The sequence below is a fragment of the Massilia mucilaginosa genome (assembly GCF_011682145.1).
GTDB classification, from domain to species: domain Bacteria; phylum Pseudomonadota; class Gammaproteobacteria; order Burkholderiales; family Burkholderiaceae_D; genus Telluria_A; species Telluria_A mucilaginosa.
The window spans coordinates 1-18,328 of sequence record NZ_WHJH01000048.1 but is presented as its reverse complement, the minus strand read 5'-3'; the positions used below and the strand labels follow the sequence as shown (position 1 = coordinate 18,328).

The window sequence follows — 18,328 nt, the reverse complement described above, 5'->3', positions numbered from 1 at the left end:
AGTTTTTGGTGAGACAATTTCACCAAATAAAATTTATTGCGGAGATCTCAATGCTGGACAAGATTAGCAAGAAAATTCTGTCGGAACTACAAAGCGACGGCCGGATCAGCAACGTGGAACTCGCGGCGCGGGTGAACCTGTCGCCTGCCGCCTGCCTCGAGCGCGTGCGCAAATTGCACGAATCGGGCTATATCATGGGCTACACGGCCCAGCTCAATCCCCAGTTGCTCGACGTTTCCCTGCTCGTCTTCATCGAGGTAGTGCTCGACCGCACCACCCCGGAAGTCTTCGATGCCTTCAAAAACAGCGTCCAGCTGATCCCCGAAGTGCTCGAATGCCATATGGTGGCGGGCGGTTTCGACTACCTGGTCAAGGCCCGCGTCAAGGACATGGCCGCCTACCGCGAATTCCTGGGCAAAACCCTGCTCCAGAAAGGCGTGCGCGAAACCCATACCTACGCCGTCATGGAAGAAGTGAAAAATACCACCAAACTGCCGATCAAATAAGCACTCCGCAGAAATGTTTTAGTTTGGATACATTGTGTCTCAAATGCATTGAGCTTCCCAGGCTTATGCTGTAGGTTATGAGTAACGAATACCAAGGAAGCGATCCCTACTGAGGATCTCCTGGCGATTCGACCGGCCGAGGGGACACATGAAGCAACTTCAATCCAGGACAGGGCGGCGCGTGCTCGCCTGTTGCGGCGCTGCCGCTGGTGGTGTGCTTGTGGTTTACCTGATCGGCCTGGCCGCCGGACCCGCGCTGGGACCGCTACTGGCCGCCGCGCTGTCGGGCGCGACCAGCCTCGGTCTGTTCCTCCTCCTGCAAAGGAACGGCAATGGCGACGATAGCGCGAAGTTCATCGCCGTTGTCGGCCACTCCATCGACGACATCATGATCGGCGCCGCCGAAACGGCGTATTTTGTCGATTCGGTGAAGAAGAAGATCGAAAAAGACGTGAAAACCGCCGTCGGCATCGTTGCCAGCGCCGAAGACGTGGCCCGCACCACCGAACAGATCGCCATCAACGCCGGACGCGCCGCCAAAGTGGCGGCCGACGTGCGCAGCGAAAGCGTGGCCGGACGGGCTGAGGTGGCCGAAGGGCTCAAACGTATCAGCAGCGCCCGCGTGGACGCCCAGCAGGCCGCCAGCACCATGAGCGCGCTGCAAGAAAAATCCAAGGCCATCACCGGCTTTACCGACGTCATTACCGAAATTTCGGCCAGGACCAATCTGCTGGCGCTCAATGCCGCCATCGAAGCGGCGCGCGCCGGCGAGCACGGGCGCGGCTTTGCGGTGGTGGCCGGTGAAGTGCGCCAGCTGGCGCATCGCACCCGCGAGGCCGCCGGCGAAATCAGCATGATGGTGCGCGCGATCAATGAGCAGGCGGCAACGGCCAGCATCGGCATGGCGTCGCTGGCGAGCGTGGTCAGCGAGGCGGCCGGCAATGTGGAGCGGGTGCACGGTTTCCTGGGCAATATCGAACGTTCCTCAAGCCTGTCGGAAGCGGAAATCGGGCAGATTGCCGGTGCCGCGCAGACCCATGTGCAGACCACGCGCGGCATTAGCGGGGCGCTGTCCGAGATCCGCGACAGCATGCTCTCGACCAATGCCGAATTGCCGCGCGCGACCGGGTCGGCCATGGCGCTGGCCGAGAAGGCCGAATCGATTGCCGGGGCGATGGGCGAATCGTCGCTGACGACCGCGCACGATCCGATCCGGATTGCAGCGCAGCAGGCGGCCGACCAGATCGGCAAGCTGTTCAGCGCGGCGATCAAGTCGGGCCAGATCAGCCATGACGCGCTGTTCGACCGCCGGTACAAGCCGATTCCGAATACCGATCCGCCCAAGCACAGCACGCGTTTCGACGGCTTTACCGATCAGGTGCTGCCGGCCTTGCAGGAAGCGCTGTTGGCAAGCATGCCGCAACTGGCGTATGCGGGCGCGGTCGATACCAAGGGCTATTTTCCGACCCACAACAAGAAGTTTTCGCAGCCGCTGACCGGGGATTACGATGTGGATATCGTGAACAACCGCACCAAGCGCATTTTCAACGACCGGACGGGGTCGCGCTGCGGCGCGAATACCAAGGCGTTTTTGCTGCAGACGTACAAGCGCGACACGGGGGAAGTGATGCACGACCTGTCGGCGCCGATTTATGTCGACGGCAAGCACTGGGGCGGGTTTCGCATCGGATACCGCTCGGCGGCCACATAGCGCCGGACGGCCGCCGCGGATCGCATCAGGCCGATAATCGTTCCCTCAGTTGTTCCAGCAGCCAGCGTCCGGCAGGCCCGAGTGCGCGGTTGCGCATATGCGCCGCATGGATCGTCAGTCCTTCGCGCGGCGTCGGGTCGTCGATGATCTGAAACGCTTGCAGCTGCCCGGCTGCGATCGGCCCGGCGATCAGATGCGCGGGCATGCGGCACCAGCCGAATCCCGCCATCAGGAAGTCCAGCCGCCGGCCAAGATCGACGAAGCGCCATCGCCTGGCGCTCGACAGCCCATAATCTCCGCCGGCGGGGTCGACAGGATCCGACAGCACCAGCTGCACATGCGGCTCCAGGTCGCTTTGCGTTGCGGGACGTCCGAGCGAGGCGAGTCGATGCCCGGGCGCGACCACGGGCTGCATGCCGATGTTAAGCAAGGGATAGGCGGCGACGTCATCGGGAACGGCGGGAAGCAGCAGGCAGATGCCGAGGGCCGCCGAACCGCTGCGCAGGCGCCGCAAGGAGCCTCCCAGCCCTTCTGTCGAGAAGCTCACTGGAAGATCGGGAAAGCGTTCCTCCAACGCGCGCAAGCTGTCGATCAAGGGCGCGGTCGGCACCAGCGGGTCGATCGCTATGACGAGTTCGGGTTCCAGGCCGGCGTGCGTGCTCATCGCTATTGCCTGGAAACGGCCGGCGCTCGCCAGGACCAGGCGCGCCTGCTCGACAAGGACGCGTCCGGTGTCAGTCAGGCGCGGCCGGTGACCGCCGCGGTCGAACAGCAGCACGCCCTGCACTTCTTCCAGCGTGGCGACTGCCTGGCTGATGGCGGACTGCACGCGCCCCAGTTGCCTGCCCGCGGCGGAGAAGCTGCCCGTATCCGCAATCGTTACCAGGACCCGCAGCTGGTCCAGCGTCAAAGTTCCGATCAAGACAGTCCTCCCTTGCATAGTTCATCATAAATTCCGATAGAAAGTATCATATTTTGATCTCTGCCGCAGTGGGATTGCTGGCCGTATAGTGACCGCCTGCAGCCAATTCTTTTGTAAGGAGATATTCAAATGACCCAACTTCTGGTGGTTGAAACCAGCCCGCGCGGGAATACGTCGATCTCGCGCCATATGACGCGCCGGTTTGTGGAGCAATGGCGGGCCGCGCACCCGGGCGGCGATGTCGTCGAGCGCGACCTGATGGAAACGGGCTTGCCGTTTGTCACGGCACCCTGGCTGGAAGCGTATTTCACGCCACCAACCCAGCAGTCGCCCGAGATGAAGGAAAGGCTGCGGCTGTCGGATCAACTGGTCGCCGAACTGCTCGCGGCAGACCAGATCGTCATTGCGACGCCGGTCTACAATTACAATGTGCCCGCCGTCCTGAAGGCATGGATCGACCACATCGTCCGCAAGGGGATGACGCTCGGCTTCGATGGGCGCGGACTGCTTACCGGCAAAAAGGCGACGGTGCTGATCGCCTCGGGCGGCATCTATACCGAGGGTTCGCCCATCCGCGAGCGTGATATCGCCACGCAATACCTGCGCCTCATCCTCGGTGTCATCGGTATCAGCGACGTGACCTTCGTTGCCGGCGGCGGCGCCAAGGCGGTTGATTTAGGCGAGGAAACAATGGACGGTTTCGTGGCCAAATTGGCGCCCGACCTCAAACGCGCCGCGGCGAACTGAAACAGGCCGCAACCGGGGTGAAGCCCGCAGCTCAGTCGCTGTTGGCCACCGCCCTCAGGGTACTCGTATTCATCCCCTCCAGATGCTTGCGCAGCCATTTATGCGCCGGGCTGCGGGCGTCGCGTTCGTGCCAGAGCATGTCCAGGTGCACGGCCGGCAAACTGAAGGGCAGCTCGCGCCACACCAGCGCATCGGTCATCCCGGTCGAGGCGATCAAGTGCTTCGGCAGCACGGTGATCAGATCCGAATTGGCCACCACCCGCCCGGCCGTGAAGAATTGATTCACGGTCAGCAAGATGCGCCGCTCGCGGCCCAGCTGGGCCAGCGCCTCGTCCACCAGGCCATGCGCGCGCCCGGAAAAACTCACCAGCAAGTGATTCGCCGCGCAATAGTTTTCCATCCCCAGCTCGACCTTGGCCAGCGGATGGTTCTTGCGCATCACGCACACATAATGGCCGGAATACAGGCGCTCATGGCGGATCGGCGAACTGGTGTCGCTCGACAACTGCGCCGCCACCCCGGGGAAAAACCCCACCGCCAGGTCGATATCGCCGCGCAGCAGCATCGGGCGCGGTTCGCGCGTGGTCAGCGGCACCATGCGCACGTTCACGCCCGGCGCTTCGCTCTCGATCGAGCGCATCAGCGAAGGCAGCCAGAACGCCGCCGTGGCGTCCGCCATCGCCATGCGGAAGGTGGCGTGCGCCTTGGAGACATCGAACGTTTCCGGCGTGACCGCCGCTTCCAGCCCGGCCAGCGCCTGGCGCACGGCCGGCCACAGCAGCTCGGCGCGCGGGGTCGGCTTGACGCCGTAGGCCGTGCGGATCAGCAATTCATCGCCCAGACTCTCGCGCAAGCGCTTGATCGCGTTCGACACCGCCGGCTGGGTCATCGCCAGGTGCCCGGCCGCGCGCGTCAGGTTTTGCTCGGTCATCACCGCGTCGAACACGCGCAGCAGGTTCAAATCCAGGGTCAGAAAGCTCATGATGATCGAAAAGAGTTAGCGATTAGCTATCATACCGCAATCCATTCACCATTGATATAATCGGTATTGGATATTGGAATTGGATTTATATGTTGCGTTGCACTATAGTTGACACATAACAACTGATCCTGTGTTTTCACTATCATGTCTACTCTGCTTCAAACCGCCGGCGATGTCGCCCTGTCGCTGATGCCGCTGGTGCGCGGCGCGGGCCTGTTCCTGGCGATTGCCGCCCTTGCCCTGTTCTTCAAGCCTTTGCTGCTTGGTATTTTCCGCGCGCTGGTGCTGGTGGTCAAACCACGCATGAGCAAGGACCAGATTGCCGCGCAACGCAATATGCGCAATGCCAAGCTGCTGCAACGGATGACCAATTCGTCGTCCGGCAACGCCAGCCTGACTGCGGAACTGCGCGCCATGGCGGCCCGTTCCTGATTGCCTCGCGGTTGCCCCGGCAGCCCATAAAAAAGCGGCGCCTGGTATCACCGGCGCCGCTTTTTTATTGCTAGGAGACTTTATTTGCCGCCGAGCAGAGCTGTCTTCAAGTGCGTATCGACCGGATGCTCGCCCATCCAGATGCGCAGGATCGCATTGTAGAAAGCGATATCGGGCACGACCTCGCCGATTTTCTTCTCGTTGAATTCGCACTGGGTGCCGACACCGGGAATCCAGTCCAGGTGCAGCACATCGCCCTTTTTCAGCACTTGCAGCAAGGCGAACATTTCGCCGAATTTGCTGATCTGGGTGACGATCTTGGCTTTTTCGTTGTTGTCGAGATTCTTGTTCAGCCCGCTCATGAAGGCGTCGCCGAAATCGTCCGAGGTCAGGTCGCGCATCATCACCAGGGTGACGCGGCGCGGGCCGTCCATCTTCATGATTTCAGCCAGGGACTTGCTCTTTTCCGGCAGATACAGCGAGGTGACGTATACCTTGGCCACGAATTTCTGGCGCATGCCGTAGCCGTTGAGCTTGAGCTCCTTGCCGCCGATCTTGACGGTATCGTCGAGCTTGACGCCGCTGATCTCCGCCGCGGAGGCACCCTGGCCGAAGGCGCAGGCGAGGACGATACCTGCTAACAAGCCTTTGAAACTAAAACTGTTCATTGCGATCATGGTGTCTCCAGTGGTTTGACTATTTTTGTTCCGCATAAAACCCCGTGGCGCCGGCCTGCGGTTCGCCAGCGTTGTGTTCTCAAAAGGCAACCCCGCATTTTCTTCAACGCAGCAGCAGGCACGACGGACGACACGACTATCGCCGCCATCGTATTTACGCGGCGGGTATTATAGACTTTTTGTGCGGTCGAGATAGGGCCGGGATGCGGGTTGCGAGGAAAATGTCATGGCGGGGCGCTAAGGAACTAGGCAAATATACCATCGAATTTCCCAAAAAAATTGCCGCAAGGGCATTTTAGGCGAGGAAGTTGATGGTTATAGAACAAAAGTGTGGCTGTAAAGGCACATGACTTTATAAGTTGGCAAGACAACTGAAAAGCGGGTCAGGCGGCCCGCTACCCGGTTCAGCCTGCCGCAAGCGCGTCAGGCGGCCGGGGTGTCCTTGCCGGCGGTCAGGCGCTCGTATTTCGCGCGCAACTGTTCCGGCGTTTCGCGCCAGGCCGGGTTGAACGGAATGCAGCTGACCGGGCACACCTGCTGGCATTGCGGCTCATCGAAGTGGCCGACGCATTCCGTGCATTTATTGGGGTCGATCTCGTAGATCTCGGCACCCATGTAAATGGCGTCGTTCGGGCACTCGGGCTCGCACACGTCGCAGTTGATGCAGTCGTCGGTAATCAGTAAGGCCATGATTGCTTCGCTTTTTATTCGGAAGGCGGCGCCATGGTGGCGATTTTCTTCTGCAGCCAGCGGTCGACCGATGGAAACACGAACTTGGACACATCGCCGCCCAGCATGGCAATCTCGCGCACGATGGTGCCGGAGATAAACTGGTACTGGTCGGATGGTGTCAGGAACAGGGTTTCGACATCGGGCAGCAGGTAGCGGTTCATGCCCGCCATCTGGAACTCGTATTCGAAGTCGGAGACGGCGCGCAGGCCGCGCACGATGACGCGGGCGTCATGCTTGCGCACGAAATCCTTGAGCAGGCCCGAAAAACTCTCGACCCGCACGTTCGGATAATGGCCCAGCACCTCATTGGCGATTTCCAGGCGCTCGTCCAGCGAGAAAAACGGGCGTTTGTTCTTGCTGTCGGCCACGCCCACGATCAGGCTGTCGAACAGCCCGGACGCACGGCGCACCAAATCCTCATGGCCGCGCGTGAGCGGGTCAAAGGTTCCTGGATAAACGGCTACAACCATTGCGGCTCCCTAGAGATGCACCAATATAGAACGCGCATTATGCCTGAAATTTATGCGCGCCCCCGGTAGCGCCATCGGGCGGCCTTGAGCGCGGCCGAACAAAGCGCTGGCAAATGGTGCTTACGCTGCCGTTTTGCGCAGCTTGAGCAGGTAATAGAAGACGATGCCCGCCTTGTCGTTACGCACCGCTTCCCATGGCGCGAGCCAGTCGGGCACGGCGCTGCCGTCTTCCGCTTCGAACGGCAGCGGCGCGCCGGATTCGGCATACACCAGGCCATCCTCGGCGAGCAGGCCGATGCACAGCGGCAGGCTGCGTTCGAGCAGGTTTTGCTGGTAGGGCGGATCGAGGAACACCAGATGGAAGCGCTGGCCGCGCAGCGCCATGTTTTGCGCGGTGGCAAGGGCTTCGCCGCGGGCGACCTGGACGTTCTCGGCCTTGAGCTTGAGCTTGACATCGCCGAGCTGGCGCACCACGGGCGTGTGGTTGTCGACCATGGTGACCGAGCGGGCGCCGCGGCTGGCCGCTTCGAAACCGAGCGCGCCGCTGCCGGCGAACAGGTCGAGGCAGTCGGCGCCGGCCCAGTTGGCGTCCCACAGGTGGCTGATCCAGTTAAAGACCGTTTCGCGCACCCGGTCCGGGGTGGGACGCAGGCCGAGCGCGTCGAGCACCGGCAGCGTCGAACGCTTCCAGGCGCCGCCGATAATGCGGACTTGTTTGGGCGGCGGCGGACGGTGCACCGGGACTTTGGCGGGTTTCTTTTGCATGGCGACGGGGACGGATTGCTGATCCGGCGCACTATATCATGGGGGGAATGGGCGTTGCGGTGTGGCGGGGAACTTGCGCACCCGCCGGGCGGCGGGTGCGCGGGTCATGCGGATGCGCTTACCTGGTGTCGGCAGCGAGGATGTTGAAGTCGCTGATCCAGCCCTGCATGCGTTTTTGCGCATGGGCTTTCTGCTCCGGCGTGGCGATCTTCACGGCCGTCAGGATCATCTGCATCGTGCCGTCCGTGTAGGTATCGAAAAACTCCTTGTTCTCGGGACTTTGCGTGCGCGCCAGCATGTCCTTGACCAGGCCCTGCACCAGCGGCGCGGCCGCCTCCTTGCTCAGGTTCTCCTTATCGATCTTGCGCAGCACCGCCATGATCTTTTGCTGGCGCCGGATGCGCTCGTCGAGCCAGAGCTGGTTGTTCAGCGGACGCGCATCGGAAGCCTTGCGCAAGAGCACTTCCTGTTCCTTGCTGAAGTCGCCGAACCACAGGTCGAACTGCTCCATCGACTTCTTGAAACGCTTTTCCTGCAAGTCCTCGACGCTGCCGCGCACAAACTTCTTGCGGAAGGTTTCGTTGTTCTTGTCGAACTTCTTTTCGATGTGCGCCAACTGCTCGGGCTTGATCGAAAGCGCCAGGTCGGTCAATTCCGGCAAGGCCTTTCGCGCCAGCAATTCTGTGCGCGTCATGATGTCGCGGTAGTCGGCGTCCAGGTCGGCCTTGCTCAGATTGCCTGCGAGTTGGCGCTGGGCATGAGTGAGGATGTGGACATAGTCCTTCAACTGGGTCTGGCGATGCCACTTGAACAGTTCCTTGATATCCTGCTTGACCTCCGGCGCCTGCTCCGAATCGAGGTCGACATAGGCGTCCAGCCACCAGTACAGCAAGGTGTCGCCCTGGTTGTAGGCCAGTTTGATGCCGCTGCAGGCCGTCAGCACGGCCATCGCGGCGAGCATGCAAAGAACGCGAAAGCGCCGGGAAAGTGGTTCCTGCGTGTTAAACTTTTTCATTTATTAACTCTTTTTGAACGAACGCTTATGAACGTAGTGATTCTTGCCGCTGGAATGGGAAAGCGTATGCAATCTGCGCTGCCGAAAGTGCTGCACCCGCTGGCGGGCAAACCCCTCCTGCAGCATGTGATCGATACGGCAAGGGCACTTGCACCGAGCAAATTATGCGTTATTTACGGCCACGGCGGCGCAGCGGTGCCGGAGATGCTGAAAAGCCAGGACAGCACCGGCCACGCCGCTATCGATACCGCGCTGCAAGAGCCGCAACTCGGCACCGGCCACGCGGTCAGCCAGGCCGTGCCGCAGCTCGATGACAATGCGCCGACCCTGATCCTGTACGGCGACGTGCCGCTGACCGCCGTGGCCTCGCTCAAGCGTTTGGTCGAGGCCGCCGGCACGGACAAGCTCGGCATCCTGACCGTGGTACAGGCTAATCCGTTCGGCCTGGGCCGCATCGTGCGCGAAGGCGGCACGATTACCCGCATCGTCGAGGAAAAGGATGCCAACGAAGCCGAACGCGCCATCTGCGAAATCAACAGCGGCATCATGGTCGCCCCGACGCGCCACCTGAAAAAATGGCTCGGTTCGCTGTCGAACAACAACGCGCAGGGCGAGTATTACCTGACCGACATCGTGGCCCAGGCCGTGCTGGACGGCGTGCCGGTGGTCTCGGCCAATCCCTCGGCCGAGTGGGAAGTGGCCGGCGTGAACAGCAAGGTGCAACTGGCCGAGCTGGAGCGTCGTCACCAGCTCAACATTGCCCATGCGCTGCTGGAAAAAGGCGTGACCCTGCTGGATCCGGCGCGCATCGACGTGCGTGGCGAACTGATCTGCGGACGCGATGTGACCATCGATGTCGGCTGCGTGTTCGAAGGCCGCGTGGAACTGGGCGACGGCGTCTGCGTGGGCGCGCACAATGTGCTGGTCAACGCGCGCATCGCGGCGGGAACCAATATCAAACCGTTCTGTCATATTGAAGATGCGGTGGTCGGCGCCAAGTCGGTGATCGGGCCGTATGCGCGCTTGCGTCCGGGGACCGAGCTGGCCGAAGACGTTCATATCGGTAACTTCGTCGAGATCAAGAACAGCCAGATCGCCGCGCACAGCAAGGCCAATCACCTGGCGTATGTGGGCGACGCCACGGTGGGTTCGCGCGTGAACATTGGCGCTGGCACGATCACGTGCAATTACGACGGTGCCAACAAGTTCCGCACCGTGATTGAAGATGATGCGTTTATCGGCAGCGACAGCCAGCTGATCGCGCCGGTTACGGTTGGCAAGGGCGCGACCCTGGGGGCCGGGACCACCTTGTCGAAAGATGCGCCGGCCGGCAAGCTGACCATTTCGCGTGCCAGGCAGACGACGATTGAAAACTGGTCGCGGCCGGTGAAGGTGAAGAAGTAAGTTCGCCGTCTCTCCCGCGCCAAGGCGCGGGAGAGACGGTCTTAATGTTAGCGAAAGTTTCGACGTTAGCGACGGTGCGGACGCAAGCGCTGCATCCTCACCCCGCCAGCCCGGCCGCCACATGCGCCCTTGCCGCCTTGAACGCCGGCACCAGCGCCGCCATCAAGGCCACCGCCAGCACCGCCGCCACGGCCATCATCATCCGGTTCACATCGAGCTCGACCGGCATCGCCCCCGCCAACGCCTGCGGCGCGCCGTCCGCCAGGCTCACCCGGTTGATCACCCACGCGATCACGGCGCTGCCGACCAGGCTCGCCACCACCCCCATCACCGCCATGCCCAGCGCTTCCGCCACCAGCATCAAAAACACCGAATGACTACGCATGCCCAGCGCGCGCAGGGTCGCCACTTCGCGCCGCCGTTCCAGCACAGTGATCGACATGGTGGCGGCAATGCTTGCCGCAATCACGGCAAACACCATCCCCGCAATGCTGTCGAACGCCAGGTCGGACGCACTGCGCGCGCGCATGTAGGTGTGCGACAACTCCTGCCAGGTGCGCACCTCGGCCTGGATTCCCGCCTTGCGCAGCGCCGCCGCCAGTGCGCCGCGCTGCTGTTCCATCAATGCCGTGTCTGACAAAAAAACAACAAAATGCTCGCTGCCGCCGGTGTTGAGCAAGTCCTGCGCCAGCGCCAGAGGCATCAGCATCGAACGGGCCTGCTCGTCGCCGGCGCCCGCCGCATACACATCGACCACCTGCGCCACCACTTGCCGTGGCGCCGCATCGGGCACAGCGGCCGTGAGCGTGACCGCGCTGCCCACGCGCAGCGTTAGCGCTGCGGCCTTGGCCTGGCTGATGGCAACGCCATTGCCCACGCCCGCCTGCAGCTTGCCCGGCGCCGCCTGCAACAGCGCCCCGCCCGGCGCATCCGGCATGCGCAGTCCCAGCCCCGCAAACGTGGCCGAGCGTTTGCCGGCGGCGGCGATCCCGGACACGCTCATTTCCGGCACCACCAGCGCGATCCCTTTCACGCCGGCCAGCAAGGCGCGCACGCGCCCTGCTTCGTCCGGACTGAAGCGCCGCAGTTGGCGCGGCGCGCCCGCCACCGGGCCCGGCAACACGGTCAGGTGGCCCATGCGTTCCACGATGACGGCCTGGTATTCGATCCCGGCGCGGGTGCTGGCGATGCTGCCCGCAAACAGGTCGAGCACGCACAGGCTGGCCGCGATCAGCAAGGTCGCCAGCACGTTGCGTGGACGGTTAAGCAGCAGGGTGCGCAAGGCCAGCCGGTACGGGCTCATAAACGGACCCGGAAGGGCTGGCGTTCCGGGTCGCCCAGCGCGACGTGCAGGCGCCCTTCCTGCAGCTGCAAGGTGCGCGTGCTGCGGCCCAGCTGGCGCTGGTCGCGCGTGGCGATGATGAAGGTGGTGCCGTGCTCGTTTTGCTGCTGGACGAACAGATCCATCACCAGGCGGATGCTGGCGCTGTCCAGGCGCGAGGTGGGCTCGTCGGCCAGCACCAGGCGCGGCCGCGTCATCAACGCCCGGGCAATGGCCACGCGCTGGCTCTGGCTGGGGTCGAGGCGCGGCGGATAGGTATCGGCATGGCTGGCCAGGCCAAGCTGGTTGAGCAGGTCGCCGGCGCGCGCGTTGGCGGCGCGCAAGGCCTTGGGCGTGAGCGATTCGCGCAGCATCAGCGGCAGCAGCACGTTTTCGCGCGCGGTCAGCACCGGAATCAGGGTAAACGCCTGGAACACGAAGCCCATCATTTCATTGCGCAGGTCGGCGCGCGCCTGTTCCGGCAGGCGCGCAATGAGCAGCTTGGCGATCACGATACTGCCTTCGGTGGCGTGATCGAGCATGCCGATGAGGTTGAGCAAGGTGGTCTTGCCGCTGCCCGAGGGGCCGCAAATGGCCACCATCTCGGCTTCGCCCACTTGCAGCTCGACGCCATCGAGCGCGTGCACGCCGGACAGTCCTCCACCGTAATACTTGTGCACCCGCGCCAGCCGCACCAGGTCGCCCGGGGGCTTGGGCGCCGGGGGCATCGGCCCGTCGTGTTCCAGAATGACATCCATCGGTCCACCTCCCGCCTCGTCAGTGCGCGCATCACCAGGAGGACGCGCGCCACGTTCGAGTAGAACCCGTTTCGGGCGGGGTGCCGTTGCGATTACTCAATGGCAATAGTCAGACGGCGATGCGGGTTTCGAACTTGCTGCGGAAGGTGGAGAAATAGGCTTTGACGTTACGTACATTGGTGCGCGTGGCAAACAGGCGGTGCGCCAGCGCGTGGTAGGCCGGCATGTCGGCCACCTGCACGATGAGCACGAAATCGGGGCCGGGCGCGACCCGGTAGCATTGCAGCACGGCTGCTTCGGCGGCGACGTGCTGCTCGAACTCGGCCATGCGCTCTGCGGCCTGCACATCGAGCGTGATCTCGACGATGGCGGTCAGGCGCGCGCCGACTTTTTCGGGCGAGACGATCACCACCTGGCGCTCGATGATGCCGCCTTCGTTCATGTACTTGACCCGGCGCAGACAGGTCGGCGGCGACACGTGGACCAGCTCGGCCAGCTCCGCATTGGTGTGCGATGCATCAAGCTGGAGGATATTGAGGATGCGACGGTCGACGTCGTCGAGTTCGTTGCTAAGCATGGCGTTTGATGATCCGCAAAGATTTTTACTGATAAATGAAAGAATAATTCATGCAAACTGGTTGATGAAATTATGTATCAATAATACATCAAATTAGAAAGCATATTTCATGCTGGCTCAACTACGATCTGCGCATTCATTCATTTCTACATCGAGGTCATCATGTGCGGTATCGTCGGAGCAGTAGCACAACGTAACATTACCCCCATCCTGGTCGAAGGTCTCAAGCGCCTTGAGTACCGCGGTTACGACTCGTGCGGCGTCGCGCTGCACGTCGACGGCAAGCTGTTGCGTTCGCGCAGCACCTCGCGCGTGGCCGACCTCGAAACCCAGATCGAGAGCGTGGGCCTGCAAGGCTTCACCGGCATCGCCCACACGCGCTGGGCCACGCACGGCGCGCCGGCATCGCACAATGCGCACCCGCACTTTTCGCCAACCGAAGAGAACGCCCGCATCGCGCTGGTCCACAACGGCATCATCGAAAACCACGACGAACTGCGCGCCGAACTGACTGCGCTCGGCTACGTGTTCCAGAGCCAGACCGATACCGAAGTCATCGCCCACCTGGTTGACCACATGTATAGCGGCGACCTGTTCGAGACGGTCCAGCTGGCCGTCAAGCGCCTGCACGGCGCCTACGCGATTGCCGTGTTCAGCCGCGAAGAGCCGCACCGCGTGGTTGCCGCGCGCCAGGGTTCGCCGCTGATCGTCGGCATCGGCCAGGGCGAGAACTTCGTCGCCTCCGACGCCATGGCGCTGGCCGGCACCACCGACCAGATCATCTATCTGGAAGAAGGCGACGTGGTCGACCTGCAACTGGCCAAGGTCTGGATCGTCGACGTCGACGGCAAGCCGGTCGAGCGCGACATGAAAACCGTGCACGCCCACACCGGCGCCGCCGAGCTCGGTCCGTATCGCCACTACATGCAGAAAGAAATCTTCGAGCAACCGCGCGTCATCGGCGACACGCTCGAAGGCGTCACCGGCATCATGCCGGAACTGTTCGGCGACGACGCGTTCAAGGTCTTCAAGCAGATCGACCGCGTGCTGATCCTGGCCTGCGGCACCAGCTACTACTCCGGCCTGACCGCCAAGTACTGGATGGAATCGGTGGCCAAGGTCCCGGTCCAGGTCGAGATCGCCAGCGAATACCGCTACCGCGACAGCGTGCCGCATCCGAACACCCTGGTGGTGACGATTTCGCAGAGTGGCGAAACGGCCGACACCCTGGCCGCGCTCAAGCATGCGCGCAGCCTGGGCATGGTGCACACCCTGACCATCTGCAACGTGGCGACCAGCGCCATGGTGCGTGAATGCGCCCTGGCGTACATCACCCGCGCCGGCGTGGAAGTGGGCGTGGCCTCGACCAAGGCCTTCACCACCCAGCTGGCCGCGCTGTTCCTGCTGACCTTGACGCTGGCGCAGGTCAATGGCCGCCTCTCCGATGAAGAAGAAGCGACCTACCTGAAAGAAATGCGTCACCTGCCGGTGGCCATTTCCGCCGTGCTGGCGCTGGAACCGCAGATCATCGCCTGGGCCGACGACTTTGCGCGCAAGGACAACGCGCTGTTCCTGGGCCGCGGCATGCACTATCCGATCGCCCTGGAAGGCGCGTTGAAGCTCAAGGAAATTTCGTACATCCACGCCGAAGCGTATCCGGCGGGCGAACTGAAACACGGCCCGCTGGCGCTGGTGACCGATGAAATGCCGGTGGTGACGATTGCGCCGAATGATGCGCTGCTGGAAAAGCTGAAATCGAACATGCAGGAAGTGCGCGCGCGTGGCGGTCAGCTGTATGTGTTTGCCGATGTGGATTCGCGCATTACCTCGGGCGATGGCTTGCATGTGATCCGCTTGCCGGAACACTATGGCCTGCTGTCGCCGATCCTGCACGTGGTGGCGCTGCAATTGCTGGCGTATCACACCGCGCTGGCCAAGGGCACGGATGTGGACAAGCCGCGGAATCTGGCGAAATCGGTGACGGTGGAGTAAGACTGCTTGCTGGCTTTTGATTGGAAACAATAAAGTCGGTCGGTAAACAATAAAGTTGGTCGGGGAGGTACGCCACTCCCGACCACTTTCTGGTCAAACCACAATCGAACGAACCAAGCTTGCACGAAGTGCCAAATACGTGACCCACGCGTGGCTTCGTAACTCAGTTTTGTCACCCCGCATTATCGGCCTCAGCCTGCTTCTGCCGAAGTTGGATCTTCTCACTAATCGCCGCGAAAAATCGGTCCTCAAACGAACCTGCAATGTTAAACCAATCGCGTTGTTCGCTATTAACTCTGTTATCGACATGAATGCCTTTACGTCTAGCTTCAGTCATAACTTGATCCGTAAACTTTTCAACTAAGCCTGGCAACTCCATAGCCATTGCCTCATCATAATGGCGAAGCGCAAGTCCGATGAAATAGCGTCTTAGCTCATTTGATCGTTCGGAAATTGTAGAATCCCAAAGAAGATGCGCGAGAGATCGATTGTCTGAATTTGCACCAATTAGGAGATCTACGAGCTGCGTTAGGCCAACATGACTAACCATGTGGCTAGCCAGGTTCTTTAGTTTTGAGGCACCGACAACTTCGCGGAGTCGCCGATCTGCAGTTACTAGAACAGCTCTAACGCCATTCTCGACATCGCGGAATAGGGAGGCCAACTGCACGGAATCGTGTTCGAGGAGCCGCACGTCCTTATTCGATTTTAGGGAAGACGCATATCCTTTTTGTAGTTCGAGAGAAATATCGGACATACTTAGAGTACCTGCAACTTGCTCTTTCTTGATTAAATGGACACCTCGATCCGACAGCCATCTAGCCAATTCCATCTCAGTCACAAACGGCGCAAATTCCGCCATGAATGTAGGAAAGCTAAGAGAAGAATTCGAGCTTGCCATATTTGCGTAAGCACCGACAAAAACGTTCATGTTGGTCGAGCCTGAAAAGATCGCCTCTTTGATTACGTCACTTTGAAAATGTTCTGGATTATCCTCAAACTGAGCGACCGCAAGTTTACGATGACTTACAATTTCGTTCAGATAACCGTACGTAGTACAAATTTGAAGAGGACCGTTTCCCGTAGAAGCTGTCTTCAAGGAGTCGATTGTATGAGCGTAAATAGAGTGGTATGTGTGGCCAACAATAAACGCCGGCATCACGACATTGGCATCTAAATAAATTCTCGACGGTAATGTGGAGGAGTGCAGCATTTGCGACCTTGGGGCCTGCAAAGCTAGTTCGAGACCAAAGCTGGCACGTCCAAGCGCAGCCAAGATAGCTGCCTCTTCGCCGGTGGGATTGTGAATCATCCGTTCGCAGACTCGCGATAAAAGCTCTACGTCGCTTGTGTGCAAAGTACGCGCGACCTGAAACATTAGTACTTTGAAGTCCGCGCCTTTAGGTATCTTTCCACTTGCGAAGGCCGCACCAAGATCCCATCCCCGCTGCAAAACCAACTGGGTGAAAAATGCACTTAAAGACTTCTTGCTATCAGTAGTCGAACGATATCCCTCTTCGACGAACGCGCGGTCCACTGTATTACTAACCAATTTGCTGATTGCTGCCTCTAATTGATTTTTGTCGTCCGTTGCACCTATCCAATTGACCTTTTTCTCGGCCGACCTCTTATGCCAGATGCAAAGTTTTTCGTCGCTGAGTGTGGTTAGGCTAGTTTTAACCAATTCTTCCGAATTCTCCATGCTAAGACTTGTGTCTAGATGGATTCGTTTCACCAAATCCGCCGTGGAAACGGAGTTCGGTGAAGCACTTTGGACGATGGCACTTACCATACCCTCGACTATCGCTTCCCGTAACGGACCGATCTGTGATCCCAAGGTAGATCTAGCGTAGCAAGACGCTAAATACTTCTTTGCCGTATCAAAAGGGCGAATTTCCGTGGGAATTTCTGAAATTTTGACAGTTGTCTTAGCACGGTCCTTCAATTCTTTTTCGACGGCACCGATCACATTCCACAATTCTGAATGGGAAAAATCACCCGGCGGATGATCATAGTATACGACTTCGATGTTTAATCGATTCAACCGACTCAGTACATCACTTGATACATCTGTCGGTACGACGGCTAAATGCTCACCTACAGCAAGGGGGCCATACGCGTTATTTACTGCTTGTAGCACCGCAAGGATCGCAGGGTCCGAAAATGATAGACCGACAAGTAATAAGTTGGCTCGGGTAAATATACTTGCGACGTAATCACGGTAGTAAGGATCTTTATCAATTTCGTCAAAATGACGGCTAGTCAAGACAATTGACTCAGGGTCTTCCACGAATCCGTGAACCCTACATACATATAATTCGTCTGAATGCAGGGCCTGTCGAAACGAACTGTCTCCTCGTTTAAAGTCGATGGGAGCTTTTCCGCGGACAGCGGCGAAACTATCTAGAAGTGTGCGGTCGAAATTTGTTGTAACAGCCGCAACAAAAGGTAGAGAACATAATATGTCTATTTTTTCAGGGTGCGTCGGCAGGAGTTCTTGTAGTAATTGCCCGAATCTCTCTTTATCGGTTACAGCGTCGCTGAGGAAAAAGAACTCTGCGGCACGCAAAAAATCGTATTTTGCAATTAACTCTACTATCTTATTCGCAATTAATGGGTCTTTTGAACGCAACCACTCGGCGAGGTTTGTTAACAATTTCCCCCAAACGGGAATTCCGGCTTTCGCGGATACTCCCGCTCCAGAAAAAAGAATAGGTCGTTTGGCGTCGTCGAAAAATTTTACGATGCGTTCAACAGGTAGCGTCATATTTTGCTTTTTCGGTTGCAGTACAGGGGGGAAGTAATGGAACATCGATTACAAGTCTATTTTGTTCTGCAAATATACATTGTTGTTGCACAATGAGCAAATTCGTCCTGGAACGAAGAGGTGGAAATCACCAGGGGGCGAGGATTTCTTCGACGCTCGAACTCCATTGAACAACGATTGGTCTTTCGATTGCTGGATCCAATCTCTCCGAAAGCACCTCGACCAGACGCGCCAACATTGAGAAGTAGCTGCTGCCTGACGTAATCCCATCGAACGGCGGACCTATCTTGGTGAAGAAGTTGGAATCGACATACTCCACCAATGGCCGAAGCAGGCCGTGCTGCGCGAGCCACGCAGCCTGAACAAGTAACGCTCTATTCAGTAAGCGGTCTATTTACCCCACCTTCCATTGCTAATTTTCGGGTAACTATTCAGCCGCTATGCAACTGATGGGATAGGCGCGCCGACAAATGCGCGCTGTAGCACTGCGAGCATGTTGTGGCCCTGTTTTCGCAGGGTATCGAGGCAAGAACGGATGACGCAGAAATGT

General features: G+C 59.7%; 17 protein-coding genes. 6 read left to right on the top strand and 11 right to left on the bottom strand.

Annotated elements, in window-relative coordinates; genetic code table 11:
- Positions 1 to 50: 50 nt before the first annotated feature.
- On the top strand, positions 51 to 506 hold the full coding sequence (locus F2P45_RS26670) for an Lrp/AsnC ligand binding domain-containing protein (RefSeq protein ID WP_126073517.1): 456 nt from the start codon (positions 51 to 53) through the stop codon (positions 504 to 506).
- Between the two features lie 148 nt (positions 507 to 654).
- A complete protein-coding gene (locus F2P45_RS26665) occupies positions 655 to 2,217 on the top strand; it encodes a methyl-accepting chemotaxis protein (protein ID WP_166881245.1) in 1,563 nt (520 codons plus the stop codon).
- A 25-nt stretch (positions 2,218 to 2,242) separates the two neighbouring features.
- Here the strand turns inward: F2P45_RS26665 and F2P45_RS26660 are convergent, their stop codons facing one another.
- Complete coding sequence (locus F2P45_RS26660; protein WP_223164836.1) at positions 2,243 to 3,139, bottom strand: LysR family transcriptional regulator; 897 nt, start codon at positions 3,137 to 3,139, stop codon at positions 2,243 to 2,245.
- A gap of 129 nt (positions 3,140 to 3,268) precedes the next feature.
- On the opposite strand from F2P45_RS26660, the gene F2P45_RS26655 reads away from it, so the two are divergent.
- A complete protein-coding gene (locus F2P45_RS26655) occupies positions 3,269 to 3,886 on the top strand; it encodes an FMN-dependent NADH-azoreductase (protein ID WP_166881243.1) in 618 nt (205 codons plus the stop codon).
- Positions 3,887 to 3,917: 31 nt separating this feature from the next.
- Here the strand turns inward: F2P45_RS26655 and F2P45_RS26650 are convergent, their stop codons facing one another.
- Entirely contained in the window at positions 3,918 to 4,868 is a 951-nt protein-coding gene (locus F2P45_RS26650) for a LysR family transcriptional regulator (protein WP_166881242.1), read from the bottom strand.
- 144 nt (positions 4,869 to 5,012) lie between these two features.
- Here F2P45_RS26650 and F2P45_RS26645 point away from each other — a divergent pair, with 144 nt between their 5' ends.
- Positions 5,013 to 5,300, top strand: a complete 288-nt coding sequence (locus tag F2P45_RS26645; protein WP_166881241.1) for a hypothetical protein — start codon at positions 5,013 to 5,015, stop codon at positions 5,298 to 5,300.
- An 80-nt stretch (positions 5,301 to 5,380) separates the two neighbouring features.
- Here F2P45_RS26645 and F2P45_RS26640 read toward each other — a convergent pair whose 3' ends face one another.
- The 5 genes from F2P45_RS26640 to F2P45_RS26620 form a co-directional block, all read right to left on the bottom strand.
- Positions 5,381 to 5,977 (bottom strand): chalcone isomerase family protein, encoded by a 597-nt coding sequence (locus tag F2P45_RS26640; RefSeq protein ID WP_229505319.1) that lies wholly within the window; start codon positions 5,975 to 5,977, stop codon positions 5,381 to 5,383.
- A 423-nt stretch (positions 5,978 to 6,400) separates the two neighbouring features.
- A complete protein-coding gene (locus tag F2P45_RS26635) occupies positions 6,401 to 6,667 on the bottom strand; it encodes a YfhL family 4Fe-4S dicluster ferredoxin (protein ID WP_166881240.1) in 267 nt (88 codons plus the stop codon).
- A gap of 14 nt (positions 6,668 to 6,681) precedes the next feature.
- On the bottom strand, positions 6,682 to 7,179 hold the full coding sequence (gene coaD, locus F2P45_RS26630) for a pantetheine-phosphate adenylyltransferase (protein ID WP_054265447.1): 498 nt from the start codon (positions 7,177 to 7,179) through the stop codon (positions 6,682 to 6,684).
- A gap of 120 nt (positions 7,180 to 7,299) precedes the next feature.
- On the bottom strand, positions 7,300 to 7,944 hold the full coding sequence (gene rsmD / locus F2P45_RS26625) for a 16S rRNA (guanine(966)-N(2))-methyltransferase RsmD (protein ID WP_166881239.1): 645 nt from the start codon (positions 7,942 to 7,944) through the stop codon (positions 7,300 to 7,302).
- Between the two features lie 118 nt (positions 7,945 to 8,062).
- Positions 8,063 to 8,959 carry a DUF6279 family lipoprotein gene (locus tag F2P45_RS26620; RefSeq protein ID WP_166881238.1) on the bottom strand — a complete coding sequence of 299 codons (897 nt, stop codon included), beginning with the start codon at positions 8,957 to 8,959 and terminating at the stop codon, positions 8,063 to 8,065.
- Positions 8,960 to 8,986: 27 nt separating this feature from the next.
- Between F2P45_RS26620 and glmU the strand changes: the two genes are divergently transcribed.
- Entirely contained in the window at positions 8,987 to 10,363 is a 1,377-nt protein-coding gene (gene glmU / locus F2P45_RS26615; RefSeq protein ID WP_166881237.1) for a bifunctional UDP-N-acetylglucosamine diphosphorylase/glucosamine-1-phosphate N-acetyltransferase GlmU, read from the top strand.
- Positions 10,364 to 10,460: 97 nt separating this feature from the next.
- Here glmU and F2P45_RS26610 read toward each other — a convergent pair whose 3' ends face one another.
- The 3 genes from F2P45_RS26610 to F2P45_RS26600 form a co-directional block, all read right to left on the bottom strand.
- Positions 10,461 to 11,666: an ABC transporter permease gene (locus F2P45_RS26610; RefSeq protein ID WP_166881236.1), complete on the bottom strand. Its 1,206-nt coding sequence runs from the start codon at positions 11,664 to 11,666 to the stop codon at positions 10,461 to 10,463.
- Positions 11,663 to 12,442, bottom strand: a complete 780-nt coding sequence (locus tag F2P45_RS26605; protein ID WP_166881235.1) for an ABC transporter ATP-binding protein — start codon at positions 12,440 to 12,442, stop codon at positions 11,663 to 11,665. The genes F2P45_RS26610 and F2P45_RS26605 overlap by 4 nt, the downstream gene beginning before the upstream one ends.
- 109 nt (positions 12,443 to 12,551) lie before the next feature.
- Positions 12,552 to 13,019, bottom strand: a complete 468-nt coding sequence (locus F2P45_RS26600) for an Lrp/AsnC family transcriptional regulator (RefSeq protein ID WP_166881234.1) — start codon at positions 13,017 to 13,019, stop codon at positions 12,552 to 12,554.
- Between the two features lie 162 nt (positions 13,020 to 13,181).
- Here F2P45_RS26600 and glmS point away from each other — a divergent pair, with 162 nt between their 5' ends.
- Entirely contained in the window at positions 13,182 to 15,011 is a 1,830-nt protein-coding gene (gene glmS, locus F2P45_RS26595) for a glutamine--fructose-6-phosphate transaminase (isomerizing) (RefSeq protein ID WP_166881233.1), read from the top strand.
- A 172-nt stretch (positions 15,012 to 15,183) separates the two neighbouring features.
- Here glmS and F2P45_RS26590 read toward each other — a convergent pair whose 3' ends face one another.
- Positions 15,184 to 17,823, bottom strand: a complete 2,640-nt coding sequence (locus F2P45_RS26590) for an SIR2 family NAD-dependent protein deacylase (protein WP_166881232.1) — start codon at positions 17,821 to 17,823, stop codon at positions 15,184 to 15,186.
- Positions 17,824 to 18,328 lie beyond the last annotated feature (505 nt).

Excerpts from the sequence above, each read along its gene's own strand:
- F2P45_RS26610 (WP_166881236.1), bottom strand. The coding sequence starts at position 11,666 with ATGAGCCCGTACCGGCTGGCCTTGCGCACCCTGCTGCTTAACCGTCCA.
- coaD (WP_054265447.1), bottom strand. The coding sequence starts at position 7,179 with ATGGTTGTAGCCGTTTATCCAGGAACCTTTGACCCGCTCACGCGCGGC.
- F2P45_RS26645 (WP_166881241.1), top strand. The coding sequence starts at position 5,013 with ATGTCTACTCTGCTTCAAACCGCCGGCGATGTCGCCCTGTCGCTGATG.
- F2P45_RS26600 (WP_166881234.1), bottom strand. The coding sequence starts at position 13,019 with ATGCTTAGCAACGAACTCGACGACGTCGACCGTCGCATCCTCAATATC.
- F2P45_RS26655 (WP_166881243.1), top strand. The coding sequence starts at position 3,269 with ATGACCCAACTTCTGGTGGTTGAAACCAGCCCGCGCGGGAATACGTCG.
- F2P45_RS26670 (WP_126073517.1), top strand. The coding sequence starts at position 51 with ATGCTGGACAAGATTAGCAAGAAAATTCTGTCGGAACTACAAAGCGAC.
- F2P45_RS26640 (WP_229505319.1), bottom strand. The coding sequence starts at position 5,977 with ATGATCGCAATGAACAGTTTTAGTTTCAAAGGCTTGTTAGCAGGTATC.
- glmU (WP_166881237.1), top strand. The coding sequence starts at position 8,987 with ATGAACGTAGTGATTCTTGCCGCTGGAATGGGAAAGCGTATGCAATCT.
- F2P45_RS26650 (WP_166881242.1), bottom strand. The coding sequence starts at position 4,868 with ATGAGCTTTCTGACCCTGGATTTGAACCTGCTGCGCGTGTTCGACGCG.
- F2P45_RS26665 (WP_166881245.1), top strand. The coding sequence starts at position 655 with ATGAAGCAACTTCAATCCAGGACAGGGCGGCGCGTGCTCGCCTGTTGC.
- F2P45_RS26605 (WP_166881235.1), bottom strand. The coding sequence starts at position 12,442 with ATGGATGTCATTCTGGAACACGACGGGCCGATGCCCCCGGCGCCCAAG.
- F2P45_RS26635 (WP_166881240.1), bottom strand. The coding sequence starts at position 6,667 with ATGGCCTTACTGATTACCGACGACTGCATCAACTGCGACGTGTGCGAG.
- glmS (WP_166881233.1), top strand. The coding sequence starts at position 13,182 with ATGTGCGGTATCGTCGGAGCAGTAGCACAACGTAACATTACCCCCATC.
- rsmD (WP_166881239.1), bottom strand. The coding sequence starts at position 7,944 with ATGCAAAAGAAACCCGCCAAAGTCCCGGTGCACCGTCCGCCGCCGCCC.
- F2P45_RS26590 (WP_166881232.1), bottom strand. The coding sequence starts at position 17,823 with ATGTTCCATTACTTCCCCCCTGTACTGCAACCGAAAAAGCAAAATATG.
- F2P45_RS26620 (WP_166881238.1), bottom strand. The coding sequence starts at position 8,959 with ATGAAAAAGTTTAACACGCAGGAACCACTTTCCCGGCGCTTTCGCGTT.